Origin of the sequence: Promicromonospora sp. CA-289599 (assembly GCF_050936155.1) — a bacterium.
GTDB lineage: Bacteria > Actinomycetota > Actinomycetes > Actinomycetales > Cellulomonadaceae > Promicromonospora.
Genome location: NZ_JBNJNI010000001.1, coordinates 224,768 through 238,781, shown reverse-complemented (window position 1 = coordinate 238,781; position 14,014 = coordinate 224,768). Strand labels below are relative to the sequence as shown.

Sequence of the window (14,014 nt, the reverse complement as noted above, 5' to 3'; positions counted from 1 at the left end):
TGCCGTTGAGTGCTGGATATTCGCCCTCTGACGACCGTCGGAAGGGCGAATATCCAGCACTCAACGAGGCGTGGGGGCTGTCAGGCGGGTGCGGAGGGCCCGCACGTGGCCTGGGGTCAGGCCACCGCGGGTGAGGTAAGTCTCCACCGAACCGTGTCGCGTCCGCAGGTGCTCCAGGGCCCCGAGGATGACGTGCCTGGTCGGCGGGGCCTCCCGCCCGGGGACGGCACCGTCCGCCGCCTCGAAGCGCTCGGCGTACCGCGGGGCGAGCCGCTCGTTGGTGAGCTCGTAGTCGTCGGCCAGCGCGTCGAGGTCCGCCCCGACGAGCGAGAGCGCGAGCGCCACCACCAGCCCGGTGCGGTCCTTGCCCGCGGCGCAGTGCACCAGCACCGGCCCCTCGGGCGCGTCCGCGACGGCGGCGACGGCGCGCGCGAACAGGTCGGGACGCCGGTCCAGCAGCCCGGTGTAGAGGGGGACCCAGGGCCCTTCGATGGGGTCGCCGGGCTCCTGCACCGGGAGGTGCAGGTGGGCGGGAAGGCCTGCCAGCCGGCTGGGTTCCAGGTCGATCTCGGCCGGTCGGCGCAGGTCGATGATCCGCGCGAGGCCGTACGCGGTGGCGGCGGCGACGCCGTCGTCCGTCAGGAAGCCGGGGGACTCCGAACGGACCAGTGCCCGTTCGCGGACGGTGCCGCCGCCCGTGAGGGGGAGTCCGCCGAGGTCACGCACGTTGAGACAGCCGGGCCAGTCGAGATGGAGCGGTGTGTAGTCCGTCACGTGGGTGAGATTAGCGGTCCGAATCGTCCGAATGTGCCGGTAGCTTGCCTTTGCGCATCTCGACGGCGATCTGCTCGGCGTCCAGCAGGTCCAGGGCGTCGCCGAGCTGGGCCGAGTCGTAGGTGCCGGCGGCCCGGGCCGCGAGCAGCTCCTCGCGCTGGGCGGCGATGGCGGCCAGCCGCAGCTCCCGGTACTGGACGAAGCGCTCCCGGGTGAGCTCCGCGTCCTCGTCCTGCGACTCGTGCTCCCGGAACATGTCCTTGCGCACCCGGGTGACCACGCCGTCGTCGTACGGCGTGCCGTCGGGGCGGCGGGGATCGGCGAGGAAGTCGCGCGCGGCCCGCACGGTCTCGCGGCGCAGGGCCGGGAGATCGCCGGTGGTGTCCTGCCCGACCAGGCCCAGCCGCCGGGTCACCCACGGCAGGGTGCTGCCCTGGACCAGCAGCGTGCCGAACGCCACGCCGAACGCGACGAGGACCAGGAAGGACCGGCCGGGAGTGTCCGCGGGCAGTGTCTGCGCGGCGGCGAGCGTCACCACGCCGCGCATGCCCGCCCAGACCAGCAGGGTGCCCTCGCGCCAGCCGAGCGGTTTGGCGAGGACGTAGTCGATGTCGGCGGTGCGGCGGCGCAGCGTGCCCTGGATCCGTTCCAGCCGGGCGGTGGTCGAGCGCCTGCCCTTGACCTCTGCGTTCCCGCCGGCGGGGGACGGGGTGGCGGCGACCCGGAGGTCGATGCGGTCCTGGAAGCCCGACAGGGTCTCCCGGACGGCCTCGCCGCGGCGGGCCCTGCGCGCCTGGATGCCGATCAGCGGCGTGACGAAGGCCGCCCGCACCACGAGCACCACGGCGCCCGCGATCGCGGCGACGCCCGCGGCCTGCAGGACCGAGCCGTTGCCGCGCTCGACGTCCTCGATCAGGTCGAACAGCTGGATGCCCATCGCCAGGAAGACCGCGCCCTCGAGCAGCAGCTCGACGGTGTGCCAGTTGGACCGCTCGGCGATCCGGTCCTGCGGCCGCAGGTGCCGCGCGGAGCCGTTGCCGGTGACCAGGCCCGCCGCCACGACGGCGACCAGGCCCGACGCGTGCAGCTCCTCCGCCGGCAGGTAGGCCGCGAACGGGACGACGAACGACATGGCGGTGCTCAGCGCGGCGTGCCCCAGCCGCTTGCGGATGCGCAGGCCCACCCAGCCGATGGGGACGCCGATCGCGACCGCCACGCCCGCGGCGTACGCGAAGTCACCGACGACCTCCCACAGGCTGACGGTCGCCGCCGTCGCCGCGATCGCCGACCGGAGCAGCACCAGCGCCGACGCGTCGTTGAGCAGGGACTCGCCCTCGAGCATCGTGGAGCTGCGCGGGGACGCCCCGAGCCGTTTGACGATGCTGGTCGCCACGGCGTCGGTCGGGCTGACGATGGCGCCCAGGGCGATGGCGGTGGCCAGGTCGATGTCCGGGATCAGCCACCGGAACAGCAGGCCCAGCAGCACCGAGCTGATCACCACGAGGGTGACGGAGAGCCCGCCGATGGCCGCGAAGTCACGCCGGAAGTCCATCGACGGCAGACCGACCGCCGCCGAGTACAGCAGCGGGGGCAGCACGCCGCCGAGGATCAGCTCGGGTGGGATCTGGACCGCCGGGACGAACGGCAGCAGGCTGACCCCGGCGCCGAGCACCACGAGGACCAGGGGCGACGCGACGCCGGCCCGGGGCGCGAGCGCGGTGACGGCGATGATGACAGCGGCTGCTACGACGGCGATGGTCAGGTACTCCACGGCCTGACGGTACGAGATGCAGGAGGTACCCGCCGACCTCTGGGCCCGGAATACCCCTATCTGCCCTAACCAGCCGTGCGCACGCCGCCGGGTACGCGTAGGTTCTCGACTGGTGGCGGATCCCCGTCGCCGAGCAGGGGGCACACAACCGTGTGCCTGTGTTGAGAGGATTCGAACATGGGGCTTTTTGACAAGGCCAAGGAGTTCGTGACGGACCCGGACAACATCGAGAAGGCGAAGGAGCAGCTCAACGACGGCAACGTCGACGCGGCTACCGACAAGCTCAAGGAGATCGCGCCCGACCAGGCGGACGGCCTCATCGACTCGCTGGGCGAGAAGGCCAAGGACTTCGGTCAGAGCTGACTCACGGGTCCTCCTGCGGTGCGACCGCAGGCACGGAACCGCTGCTGTATCGGTACGATCGAGGGGCACCGTCCGCGGACGGTGCCCCTCGATCTGTTTCTCGTCGCTTTCCCAAGGAGCACCCCTGTGTCCGACGTCGTATCGCCGCCCAGCCCTGCCGCACTCAACCCGGCTGACACCGGCACGGAGGCGACGACGACCACCGCGACGACCACCGGTGTCGAGCTGTACGGCACGCGCCGCGACGTCGTGGTGGTCCGGGTGGACGGCGAGCTGTGGGACCTCGACCGGGAGATCCCGGCCGGCCACAAGGTCGAGCCCGTGACGGTCGCCGAGCCCGACGGCCTGGCCGTGCTGCGGCACAGCGCCGCGCACGTGCTCGCCCAGGCGGTGCAGCAGGTCAACCCGGACGCGAAGCTGGGCATCGGCCCACCCGTGACCGACGGCTTCTACTACGACTTCGACGTCGAGACGCCGTTCACGCCCGAGGACCTCAAGAACCTCGACAAGATCATGGGCCGCATCATCAAGGAGGGCCAGACCTTCCGCCGCAGGGTCGTCACCGAGGACGAGGCTCGCGCCGAGCTGGCGAACGAGCCGTACAAGCTGGAACTGATCGGCCTCAAGGGCGGCTCGAGCGACGACGACAACGGCGAAAATGTCGAGGTCGGCGGCGCCGAGCTGACCATCTACGACAACGTCCGGGGCGCGGGCCGCGAGTCCGAGACCGTGGTCTGGAGCGACCTGTGCCGCGGGCCGCACCTGCCCAGCACCCGCCTGATCGGCAACGGCGTGCAGCTCATGCGCTCGGCGGCCGCCTACTGGCGCGGCAGCGAGAAGAACCCGATGCTGCAGCGCGTCTACGGCACCGCGTGGCCGTCCAAGGACGAGCTCAGGGCGCACCTGGAGCGGCTCGCCGAGGCCGAGCGCCGCGACCACCGCCGCATCGGCGCCGAGATGGACCTGTTCAGCTTCCACGACGAGGTCGGCTCCGGTCTGCCGCTGTTCCACCCCAAGGGCGGCGTGATCAAGCGGGTCATGGAGGACTACGTCCGGCAGCGGCACATCGAGGAGGGCTTCTCCTACGTCGGCACGCCGCACATCACCAAGGACGGCCTGTTCCACACCTCGGGGCACCTGCCGTACTACTCGGACACCATGTTCCCGGAGATGGACCTCGAGGGGTCCAAGTACCGGCTCAAGGCCATGAACTGCCCGATGCACAACCTGATCTTCGCCTCGCGCGGGCGCTCCTACCGTGAGCTGCCGCTGCGCCTGTTCGAGTTCGGTTCGGTCTACCGGTACGAGAAGTCCGGTGTGGTCCAGGGCCTGACGCGCGTGCGCGGCCTGACCCAGGACGACTCGCACTCCTACGTGACGCCCGAGCAGGCGCCGTCGGAGGTCAAGCACCTCCTGGACTTCATGCTGAGCGTGCTGCGGGACTTCGGCCTGGACGACTTCTACCTGGAGCTCTCCACGCGCGACGACTCCAAGCCGGACAAGTTCGTCGGCTCCGACGAGGACTGGGCCGCGGCCACGAAGATCCTCGAGGAGGTCGGCCGCGAGACCGGCCTGGAGCTCGTCGCCGACCCGGGCGGCGCCGCGTTCTACGGCCCGAAGATCTCCGTGCAGGCCAAGGACGCCATCGGCCGGACCTGGCAGATGGGCACCGTGCAGTACGACTTCAACCAGCCCAAGGGCTTCGGGCTGGAGTACACGGCCGCCGACGGCACGCGCCAGCAGCCCGTGATGATCCACTCGGCCAAGTTCGGCTCCATCGAGCGGTTCATGGGCGTGCTCATCGAGCACTACGCGGGCGCCTTCCCGGCCTGGCTCGCCCCCGTGCAGGTCAAGCTCGTCCCCGTCGCCGAGGCGTTCGACGACTACGTGAAGGACGTCGCCGCGCGGCTCACGGCCCGCGGCGTCCGCGTCGAGATCGACCTGTCGGACGACCGGTTCGCCAAGAAGATCCGCAACGCGTCCAAGGAGAAGGTGCCCTTCACGCTCATCGCCGGCGGTGAGGACGCCGAGGCCGGCGCCGTCTCGTTCCGGTTCCGCGACGGCACGCAGGAGAACGGTGTGCCCGTGGCGGACGCCGTCGAGCGCATCGCGGCGGCCGTGGCCGAGCGGTCGCAGCAGGCCTGATGGAACCCACCGTCCAGGACGCCGCGGACTTCGGCCCGCCCGACGACGGCCAGCAGCGGCTGTGGACGCCGCACCGCATGGTCTACATCGGCGGTCAGGACAAGCCGGCCGACTCGACGGCCGGGCAGTGCCCGTTCTGCCGCATCCCGCAGGGCGACGACGAGCAGGGTCTCGTCGTCGCCCGCGGGGAGCGGTGCTACGTGGTGCTCAACCTCTACCCGTACAACTCGGGGCACCTGATGGTGCTGCCGTACCGGCACGTCTCGGACTACACGGACCTCTCCGCTGCCGAGACCGTCGAGCTGGCGCAGATGACTCAGCAGGCCGTGCGCGTGTCGCGCGCCGTCTACGCGCCGGCAGGCTTCAATCTTGGTATCAACCAGGGCGAGGTGGCAGGCGCGGGCATTGCGGCGCACCTGCACCAGCACGTGGTGCCTCGCTGGCTGGGTGACGCGAACTTCCTGCCCGTGGTCGGGCAGACCAAGGCGCTGCCCGAGCTGCTGGGAGAGACTCGCCGCCGGCTCGCGGAGGCGTGGGTGACCGCAGGGGGCGGCAACCAAGAGGAGAACTGAATGTTACGGAGCCTGCGCTCCCTGATGACCACGGTGTTCACGCCCCTGGCCCGGCTGCTGCTCGCGCTGCGGGTCTCACCGGACGCCGTGACCATCGCCGGCACGCTGATCGTCTCGGCGATCTCACTGACGCTGTTCCCCCTGGGGCAGACGCTCGTGGGCGGCCTCCTGGTCGGGTTCTTCGTCCTCTTCGACTCGCTCGACGGCGTGATGGCGCGCATGTCCGGGCGGTCCGGCCCGTGGGGCGCGTTCCTCGACTCGACGCTGGACCGCGTGGCCGACGGCGCCGTGTTCGGCGGCATCATGCTCTGGTTCGTGCTGCACCCCGAGGAGCACAACGGCCTCTGGGGCATCGCCGTCGCGCTGGCCTGCCTGGTGCTCGGCAGCGTCGTGCCGTACGCCAGGGCCCGGGCCGAGAGCGTCGGCGCCACCGCCCAGGTCGGCATCGCCGAGCGCGCGGACCGGCTCCTGCTGGCCCTCGTCCCGTTCACGTTCCTCCAGGTGGGCCTGCCCGTGGTGGTCCTGGAGGTGGTCCTGACGCTGCTGGCGCTCGCGAGCCTGGTGACCGTGTTCCAGCGCATGGCGACGGTGCGGGCGCAGCTCACCAGCGGGGCCGGGCAGGAGGCCTGATGAACGTCGCGGCGGCGTACACGTTCGCGTGGCGGAACGCGACGAGGATCCCGGAGCCCGTCCTGCGGGGCCTGTTCACCGTGGTGGCCGACGTCACCTGGCTGCGGCGCACCAAGGGCGTGCGCCGCATGGAGGCCAACTACGCGCGCGTCCGGCCGGACCTCGACGACGCCGCGATCCGCCGCCTGTCCCGCGCCGGGATGCGCAGCTACATGCGCTACTTCCGCGAGGCGTTCACCCTGCAGGGCATCACGCCGGAGCAGCTCCGGACGCGCGTGCGCGTAGCGGGTTACGACGAGCACGTCCGGCCAGGGGTCGACGCCGGGGGAGCGGTGTCCCTGGCGCTGGGCCACCTCGGTAACTGGGACCTGGCGGGGGCCTACGGCTCCCAGTACCTCGCGAACGTGCTCACCGTCGCCGAGCGGCTCAAGCCCGACGAGCTGTTCGACGAGTTCGTCCGGTTCCGCAGCTCCCTCGGCATCAACGTGCTGGCCCTCGGCGGCGGAGACGTGCTCGGCGCACTGGTCCGCGGCGCCAAGGAGGGCAGCAAGCTCATCCCGCTGCTGAGCGACCGTGACCTCACGTCGACCGGCATCGAGGTGGACCTCGCCGGGCACCGGGCCCGGGTGGCCGCAGGCCCGGCCCTGCTCGGTCTGGAAGCCGGCATCCCCGTGCACGCCGTGGGCATCACCTACGAGCGGCTGCGGGGCGACCGGCGTCGGGCCGCCCGCACGCCGTGGGGGATCGTCATCACGTTCCACCCGCCGCTGCCCGTACCGGACGCCGGACTGCCCCGCGACGAGCGGGCCCGCCAGCTCACGCAGGGCTGGGTGGACCAGCTCGCACGGACGATCGTCGAGCACACCCAGGACTGGCACATGCTGCAGCGCGTGTTCGTCGACGACCTCGGACCCGCCCGCCGGAACGCCGCCGGCCCCGCCCGGGAGACCGGATGAGAGGCGTCCGACGCCGCAGCCACCGCGCGCTGCGGATAGGCATCGTCTGTCCCTACTCCTTCGACGCCCCCGGCGGCGTCCAGTTCCACGTGCGCGACCTCGCCGAGGCGCTGCAGGCCGCCGGCCACGAGGTGTCCGTGCTCGCCCCGTCCAGTGACGACACGGAGCTGCCCGACGTCGTCACCGCCGCCGGCCGCGCCGTTCCCGTGCCCTACAACGGGTCGGTCGCCCGGCTCACCTTCGGACCGCTGACCGCCACCCGGGTCCGCCGCTGGCTCGAGGGCGGCATCGGCGGCCACGCCTTCGACATCGTCCACCTGCACGAGCCCATGGTGCCGTCGCTGTCGATGCTCGCGCTGTGGCAGGCGACCGAGCCGGTGGTCGCCACCTTCCACACCTCGCAGGTGCGCTCGCGGGCGCTCCAGGTCGCCTACCCTCTGGTCCGCCAGTCCCTGGAGAAGGTCGCCGCCCGGATCGCCGTCTCCGAGGACGCGCGCCGCACCCTGGTGGACCACCTCGGCGGCGACGCCGTCGTCATCCCGAACGGTGTGTACACGGAGGTGTTCGCGAGCAGCCCGCGGCGCCCCGAGTGGACCGGCACACCCTCCGCCCCGACCGTCGCGTTCCTCGGCCGGCTCGACGAGCCGCGCAAGGGCCTGAACGTCCTCGTGCAGGCCGTCCCCACGATCCTCGCCGGCAGACCCGGCACCCGGTTCCTGGTGGCGGGCCGCGGGGACGGCATGGTCGCCGAGACCCGTGAGCTGCTGGGCGACCAGGCCTCGTCCGTCGAGTTCCTCGGCGGCGTCACCGACGCCGAGAAGGCCGAGCTCCTGGCCTCCGCCGACCTGTACGTCGCACCCCAGACCGGCGGGGAGAGCTTCGGCATCGTGCTCGTCGAGGCCATGGCCGCCGGAGCCGTGGTGGTGGCCAGCGACCTCGGCGCCTTCCAGCGCGTCCTGGACGACGGCGCCGCGGGCGCCCTCTTCCGCACCGGCGACCCCGAGGACCTCGCCGCCACCGTGCTGGCGCTGCTCGCCGACCCGGCGCGGCGCGACGCCTACCGTGCGCACGCCGCGCAGTGGGTCCAGCGGTTCGACTGGTCCGGCGTCACCGAGCAGGTCCTCGCCGTCTACGACATGACGCTCGCCGCCGACAACGCCATCGGCGGCGACGTCGTCGGACGCGTCATGGGTCTCTTCCCGCGCCGGGTCGGAGGCGACGCATGACCTGGTCGGAGATGGCGCTCGTCGCGCTCGGAGCACTTGCGGTCGGCCTGCTGCTCGCCTGGCGGGGCGCCTACCGCGTGGACCGGCTGCACCGGAAGGTCGCCGCGTCGCGGATCGCGCTCGACGCGCAGCTCGTGCGCAGGGCGTCGACGGCGGTCGAGCTCGCGGCGTCGGGCGCGCTTGACCCCGCGAGCGCCATCCTGGTGGCGGACGCCGCGTACGCGGCGTCGGACGCCGGACCCGTCACCTCGCCCGCCGCCGCACTGAAGATGGACGGGCTCGGCCCGGACCGGGAGCGGGCCGAGTCGGGCCTCACGGCGACCCTGCGCGAGGCGATGGGCGCGCCGGAGTCGATACAGCTCCTGCTCGCGGGGCCGTCGAGCGAGATCGTGGCGGCGCTCGCCGCGGCCTGGTACCGCGCGACGCTGGCGCGCCGGTTCCACAACGAGGCGGTCGCGCAGACGCGGCGGGTGCGCAGGCTCTGGTACGTCCGGCTGTTCTACCTGGCGGGCCGGGCGCCGATGCCGCGCACCGTCGAGCTGGACGACGCCCTGCCGCACGCCCTGGAGCCCAACGGCGGGTGACCGCCCTGCGAACAGGGCGGACGGGGCGGGCCCGGGTGGGCGACAGGGTGGGTGTAGGCGGGCGATAGGATCTAGTAGGGCGCCGACCGCGTCCGGAACGACCGGCGTCGATCCCATCGACGAGAACTTTGCGAGGTAACCGTGACTGAATCCGTGACCGGCGAGAACACCGTGGGTACGGTCGGCACCGCGCGCGTGAAGCGCGGTATGGCCGAGATGCTCAAGGGCGGCGTCATCATGGACGTCGTCACCCCCGACCAGGCGAAGATCGCCGAGGACGCGGGCGCGGTGGCCGTCATGGCGCTGGAGCGGGTGCCTGCGGACATCCGTGCGCAGGGTGGCGTGTCGCGCATGAGTGACCCCGACATGGTCGACGGCATCATCGAGGCCGTCTCGATCCCCGTGATGGCGAAGGCGCGCATCGGGCACTTCGTCGAGGCGCAGGTGCTGCAGTCGCTCGGCGTCGACTACATCGACGAGTCCGAGGTGCTGACCCCGGCGGACTACGCGAACCACATCGAGAAGTGGAACTTCACCGTTCCCTTCGTGTGCGGCGCGACGAACCTGGGTGAGGCGCTGCGCCGCATCACCGAGGGTGCGGCGATGATCCGCTCGAAGGGCGAGGCCGGCACGGGCGACGTGTCGAACGCGACCACGCACATGCGTCAGATCCGCCAGCAGATCCGCCGCCTGACCTCGCTGCCGGAGGACGAGCTGTTCGTCGCCGCCAAGGAGCTGCAGGCGCCGTACGAGCTGGTGGCGGAGGTGGCCCGCACGGGCAAGCTGCCGGTCGTGCTCTTCACCGCCGGCGGTATCGCCACCCCGGCGGACGCCGCGATGATGATGCAGCTCGGCGCCGAGGGCGTGTTCGTCGGCTCGGGTATCTTCAAGTCGGGCAACCCCGAGCAGCGTGCGAAGGCGATCGTCCAGGCCACGACATTCTTCGACGACGCCGACGTGATCGCCAAGGTCTCGCGCGGTCTGGGCGAGGCGATGGTCGGCATCAACGTCGACGAGATCCCGGAGCCGCACCGGCTGGCGGAGCGCGGCTGGTGACAGCCCCCTCTCGCGACTGACAGAGAGGCCCCGTGGACGTCCGCGGGGCCTCTCTGCTTTCCCGAGCAAGGATGGGTCATCCGGGGGCGGTGGTCAGGGTGCGAGCATGCGCAGCGGGACGACGTCAACTTCGTCCGGTCGTCGGGTTGCCATGCCCCCGTTGGTCAGTACCGCGAGGAAGGCGCACCGGTTGTCGTCGACGAGTGCGGCCATCTTCTTCAGGTTCGTCGCGGCGGTGTCGATGACGTTTGTCGCTGTGCCTAGCTTGATCTCGAACGCTCCCCAGCGGCCGTCGTGGAGTTCCACGACGGCGTCGACCTCGAGCTTGTCGTAGTCGCGGTAGTACGACACGCGCCCTCCCAGCGGCTGGCTGTACACGCGTAGGTCGCGCACCGCCAGGGACTCGAACAGCATCCCGAGTGTCTTGACGTCGGTGGCCAGGGGTTCCACCCCGACCTGGAGCGCGGCAACGGCCAGCGATGGGTCGACGAAGTGCCGCTTCGCAGAGGCCTGCAGGCGGCGCGCGGAGCGCATGCTCGGCCCCCACGCCGGCTGATCCTCGATCAGTCGCAGACGGCGCAGGGCGTCCAGGTGGGTACTGACCGCGTCCCGGCTGGTCGCATCGGGTCCTCTCTCCGGCGCCTCGCCCCCGCGGAGGTCCTTGGCGATAGTGACTTCGCTCATCGGGGTCGAGACGCCTCGGGCGAACGAGCGCATCACGCGGAGGGCCACCTCGGGGTCCTTGCCGCTTCCGGTGGCTCTCTGGATGTCGTAGCGGCGCACCACGTCCAGGTAATCCCGGTTGGTCAGCAGTGCGTCGGAGGTGTTCAGTCCGACGTTGACCGGCCAGCCGCCGATGGCGACACGCTCGGCGATCCGCTCGCGTGCGCTTGTCGGGGTCCAGTCCGGGTCGAAGGCGCGGGGGGCTTCGCCGTCGAACATCGCGGCGAGGGAGACCTGCCCGGTCGAGTGCCCGGTCTCGTACAGGCTCATGGGACGCATCTGGATGACGGCGAACCGTCCCGCTCCTGTGTGCCGGCGGGCGTCGTCGTCGGGCGTGGCCGAACCGGTGAGGATGAACTGTCCCTTTGCCTGGCGGTCGTCGACGGCTCGGCGCACGAGGTTCCACAACGGAGGGTGTGCCTGCCACTCGTCCAGCAGGACCGGAGTCTCGCCCTGCAGCAACATCGACGGGTCGACGTCCAGTGCGTCACGCACTCTGCCGCTCTCGTCGTCCAGACGCACCACGGTCCGGGCCACCTGGGTTGCGGTGAGCGTCTTGCCGCAAGCCTTGGGGCCCTCGACCAGGACGGCGCCGATACGTCGAAGGGCGCCGGTCAGCTCGTCGTCGACGACGCGGGGCAGATAGGTCACGGGAGTGGTCGACACGGAGACCAGCCTACAACTTTCACGATCTATGGCATGCAACTTTCGGAACGTTGCGTAGGCAGATTTCGTGACCGGGCCCGTCGTGGCCTGAGCCGAGCCCTACCATGGCGACGGCTCGTAGCCCTTGGGAAAACAGCCGTACAGGTCGGTCCCGACCTCGCCCTGGACGATCGGGCCGTAGACGCGGGCGGCGCCGTCGACCGCTGCAGGCCGCCTGACTGCGGCCTGCCTGATCGGAGAGACTACTCGGTCGGCTTCACGCCGACCGGGTCCAGCGCCACCAAGCGACCCGGTGCGACCACCAGGCCGAGCTCCTCTGCGGGATCGAGCGCGTGTGCTCCGCCGAGCCGATGTCCCTAGCCGAGGTTTCTTCACGAGTGATCGTCACACAGGCGAACCTGGCTGTGACGCTGTCCGCCCGCCGTAGGGGACCTAACTCCTCCAAGCACTGACACCGCCCCTCCACGAGACCTGACGCCCAGCGCCACCCTGGATACGTGCACCCTGCGATTACTCACCCGGTCCAGTCCACAGGTCGGGTCGTCGAGTGCTGCCAGGGGATCGCTCCTGACTGCGGGTGGCTTTGAGCCCTGGCGGCTGGTTGAGCGCTGCTGCCCGCGATCCACATGGTGCGGAATCCGCGACCTCAGGGTTGCAGAACAACGGCTTGGGCTCTGCAGAACAGCGGGTTTGTGCTTGCAGAACAGCGACTTGCCCAGTCGATCCCAGGCAGCTCGGGTGCGCGACAACCTTGGACCACGGCATCAACGTCGACGAGATCCCGGAGCCGCACCGGCTGGCGGAGCGCGGTTGGTGAGCTAGGTCATCAGAGGGCTCCTCGGACGCCACGTCCGCGGGGCCCCTTCTGTTTCCTTGACCAAGGTGGGCCACTCAAGGCCGTGGCTGGCCCGGGTTCAGTAGGCTCGGGCAGAGCCATAACCCGTCCAAATAACGGCTGGCTGGCGCCTGTTGAATCAAGGTCAGGCGTCGGCGCCGGCGTCGGAGTGCGAGCGGGGTCTGTCCGCGGCCAGGAGAGGGGCGCAGCTCATTGCTCTATACCCGTGAAGACGCCCGGCTGATCAGGCGGCTGGTTCGGCCGTTCTACCTGAAGATGTATCTGGTGGAGGCGCCGACCGAAGTCGATCTGGACGCTGCACGTAGGTCCCGGCGCAAGCTGATCAGAGCGGGTAGGCGACTGACTTCGGAGCAGGTGGAGTGGCTGCTCCTGAGCAGCGGGTGGCGTGAACAGACCATGGGTGCGTGGTTCGCCCTGGCGCTACCCGCCGACAGAGTTCGCGAGGCAGTCGCCGACGCGTGGATCGACGCGTCCTCGCATGCTGCAGGTCCCCTTGCCGTTGTCAGCGGGCTGATCGCTGGGTCGGACGTCGTCGCGGGAATGCAGCCGTTCGTCGCACGTCGCGATGGCCGTGACGACCTCGGAACCGCGGGGTGTGTATCGGCAGCTATCGCCCACCTGGGCGGTCCTCCGCCGTTCGATCCCGATCCCATAGTCGTTGCCTCGTTCCAGGACTCACTGAAGGTTGCTACCGATCTTCAGAGCGACTTCCGAACGGCGCGCCGTTCAGCGTGGCGCGCACATCTCTGGCGGAGCGGTAGAAAAAGTTATACCGTTGGTTCATGAAGACAGCGATCAGCCTCCCGGACCACACGGCGGAGCGCTTCGACCGCATCGCGCAGAAGCACGGCATGACGCGGTCGGAGTTCTATCGGCGTGCCGCTGAGCACTACGCCGACGAGCTGACCGGTGCGGACCTGACCGAGCAGATCGACGACGCGATCGACGCCATAGGGCAGCCCGGCGACGACACTGTCGATTTTCGCCGTGCCGCGAACGCGCGCCTGGTCGAGGTTTCGGACGAGTGGTGATCCGGCGCGCAGAGGTGTGCTGGGTCGATTTCGGAGAACCCCGGGGCAGCGCTCCGGCCAAGCGGCGACCTGCCGTCGTCGTACAGTCCGATCAGTACAACAAATCCCGCATCGCGACCGTCGTCGTCCTGCCGATCACCTCGAACACGGCCCTTGCGCGGCATCCTGGCAACGTGTTCCTGCCAGCCCTGGCTTCCGGGCTGCCGAAGGACTCGGTCGTCAACGTGTCCCAGCCGATGACCGTGGACCGCGCTGACATCGAACCCACCGGATTCGTGCTTCCTGACAACCTGATGGATGCCGTCGACGCCGGCCTTCGACGAGTGGTGGACCTGTGACGGTCGACCCGCTGGCCGGGCGATGGAGTCTGTCCTTCTGCGCACCCTGATGTGTACGCCTGATGAGGCGTGCCTGGCGGAGCGACATTGGGCGTGCGGCAGAACGACCACAAGTCGTGCGGCAAAACGACGGCCGGTACCAATCTTGGACCACGGCATCAACGTCGAGGAATCGCCCGAGCCTGTTCGGCTGGCTGAGCGCGGTTGGTGATCTGTCTCTGACCAGCGTTGATGCCCTGGGCGTCGACTCTGGTCGGCATGGGGGCGGTGCCCACACCAGAAGGGATCGAGGCCGCTCGTACACCTAACGGCGGCTGGACTCG

At 70.5% G+C, this 14,014-nt stretch carries 14 protein-coding genes; 11 read left to right on the top strand and 3 right to left on the bottom strand.

All coding sequences use genetic code 11. The annotated features are described in order from the left end of the window. Positions 1-60: 60 nt before the first annotated feature. Entirely contained in the window at positions 61-774 is a 714-nt protein-coding gene (locus ACQEVI_RS01005; RefSeq protein WP_432893771.1) for a tyrosine-protein phosphatase, read from the bottom strand. Positions 775-784: 10 nt separating this feature from the next. Next, positions 785-2,545 (bottom strand): cation:proton antiporter, encoded by a 1,761-nt coding sequence (locus tag ACQEVI_RS01000; protein ID WP_432893769.1) that lies wholly within the window; start codon positions 2,543-2,545, stop codon positions 785-787. Positions 2,546-2,722: 177 nt separating this feature from the next. On the opposite strand from ACQEVI_RS01000, the gene ACQEVI_RS00995 reads away from it, so the two are divergent. The 8 genes from ACQEVI_RS00995 (at position 2,723) to pdxS (ending at position 10,077) form a co-directional block, all read left to right on the top strand. Then, entirely contained in the window at positions 2,723-2,908 is a 186-nt protein-coding gene (locus ACQEVI_RS00995) for a hypothetical protein (protein WP_432893767.1), read from the top strand. A 126-nt stretch (positions 2,909-3,034) separates the two neighbouring features. Then, the gene (gene thrS / locus ACQEVI_RS00990) at positions 3,035-5,053 is read left to right on the top strand and encodes a threonine--tRNA ligase (RefSeq protein ID WP_432893765.1); all 2,019 of its coding nucleotides are present in this window, start codon (positions 3,035-3,037) and stop codon (positions 5,051-5,053) included. After that, positions 5,053-5,625 carry an HIT family protein gene (locus ACQEVI_RS00985; RefSeq protein ID WP_432893763.1) on the top strand — a complete coding sequence of 191 codons (573 nt, stop codon included), beginning with the start codon at positions 5,053-5,055 and terminating at the stop codon, positions 5,623-5,625. Before thrS ends, ACQEVI_RS00985 begins: the two co-directional genes overlap by 1 nt. Beyond that, entirely contained in the window at positions 5,626-6,255 is a 630-nt protein-coding gene (gene pgsA, locus ACQEVI_RS00980) for a phosphatidylinositol phosphate synthase (protein ID WP_432893761.1), read from the top strand. Then, entirely contained in the window at positions 6,255-7,211 is a 957-nt protein-coding gene (locus tag ACQEVI_RS00975) for a phosphatidylinositol mannoside acyltransferase (protein ID WP_432893759.1), read from the top strand. The genes pgsA and ACQEVI_RS00975 overlap by 1 nt, the downstream gene beginning before the upstream one ends. A gap of 29 nt (positions 7,212-7,240) precedes the next feature. Next, positions 7,241-8,437: a glycosyltransferase family 4 protein gene (locus ACQEVI_RS00970; protein ID WP_432905743.1), complete on the top strand. Its 1,197-nt coding sequence runs from the start codon at positions 7,241-7,243 to the stop codon at positions 8,435-8,437. Next, a complete protein-coding gene (locus tag ACQEVI_RS00965) occupies positions 8,434-9,021 on the top strand; it encodes a hypothetical protein (RefSeq protein WP_432893757.1) in 588 nt (195 codons plus the stop codon). The genes ACQEVI_RS00970 and ACQEVI_RS00965 overlap by 4 nt, the downstream gene beginning before the upstream one ends. 153 nt (positions 9,022-9,174) lie before the next feature. Further along, complete coding sequence (pdxS, locus tag ACQEVI_RS00960; RefSeq protein ID WP_369375602.1) at positions 9,175-10,077, top strand: pyridoxal 5'-phosphate synthase lyase subunit PdxS; 903 nt, start codon at positions 9,175-9,177, stop codon at positions 10,075-10,077. A 93-nt stretch (positions 10,078-10,170) separates the two neighbouring features. On the opposite strand, the gene ACQEVI_RS00955 is transcribed toward pdxS, so the two are convergent. Next, positions 10,171-11,466: an ATP-binding protein gene (locus ACQEVI_RS00955; RefSeq protein WP_432893755.1), complete on the bottom strand. Its 1,296-nt coding sequence runs from the start codon at positions 11,464-11,466 to the stop codon at positions 10,171-10,173. A 1,048-nt stretch (positions 11,467-12,514) separates the two neighbouring features. Between ACQEVI_RS00955 and ACQEVI_RS00950 the strand changes: the two genes are divergently transcribed. The 3 genes from ACQEVI_RS00950 to ACQEVI_RS00940 are packed head-to-tail and all read left to right on the top strand — an operon-like array spanning position 12,515 to position 13,691. Continuing rightward, complete coding sequence (locus ACQEVI_RS00950) at positions 12,515-13,108, top strand: DUF6000 family protein (RefSeq protein ID WP_432893753.1); 594 nt, start codon at positions 12,515-12,517, stop codon at positions 13,106-13,108. Further along, positions 13,105-13,353 carry a CopG family ribbon-helix-helix protein gene (locus tag ACQEVI_RS00945; RefSeq protein ID WP_432893751.1) on the top strand — a complete coding sequence of 83 codons (249 nt, stop codon included), beginning with the start codon at positions 13,105-13,107 and terminating at the stop codon, positions 13,351-13,353. The genes ACQEVI_RS00950 and ACQEVI_RS00945 overlap by 4 nt, the downstream gene beginning before the upstream one ends. Next, entirely contained in the window at positions 13,347-13,691 is a 345-nt protein-coding gene (locus ACQEVI_RS00940; RefSeq protein WP_432893749.1) for a type II toxin-antitoxin system PemK/MazF family toxin, read from the top strand. The genes ACQEVI_RS00945 and ACQEVI_RS00940 overlap by 7 nt, the downstream gene beginning before the upstream one ends. Positions 13,692-14,014 lie beyond the last annotated feature (323 nt).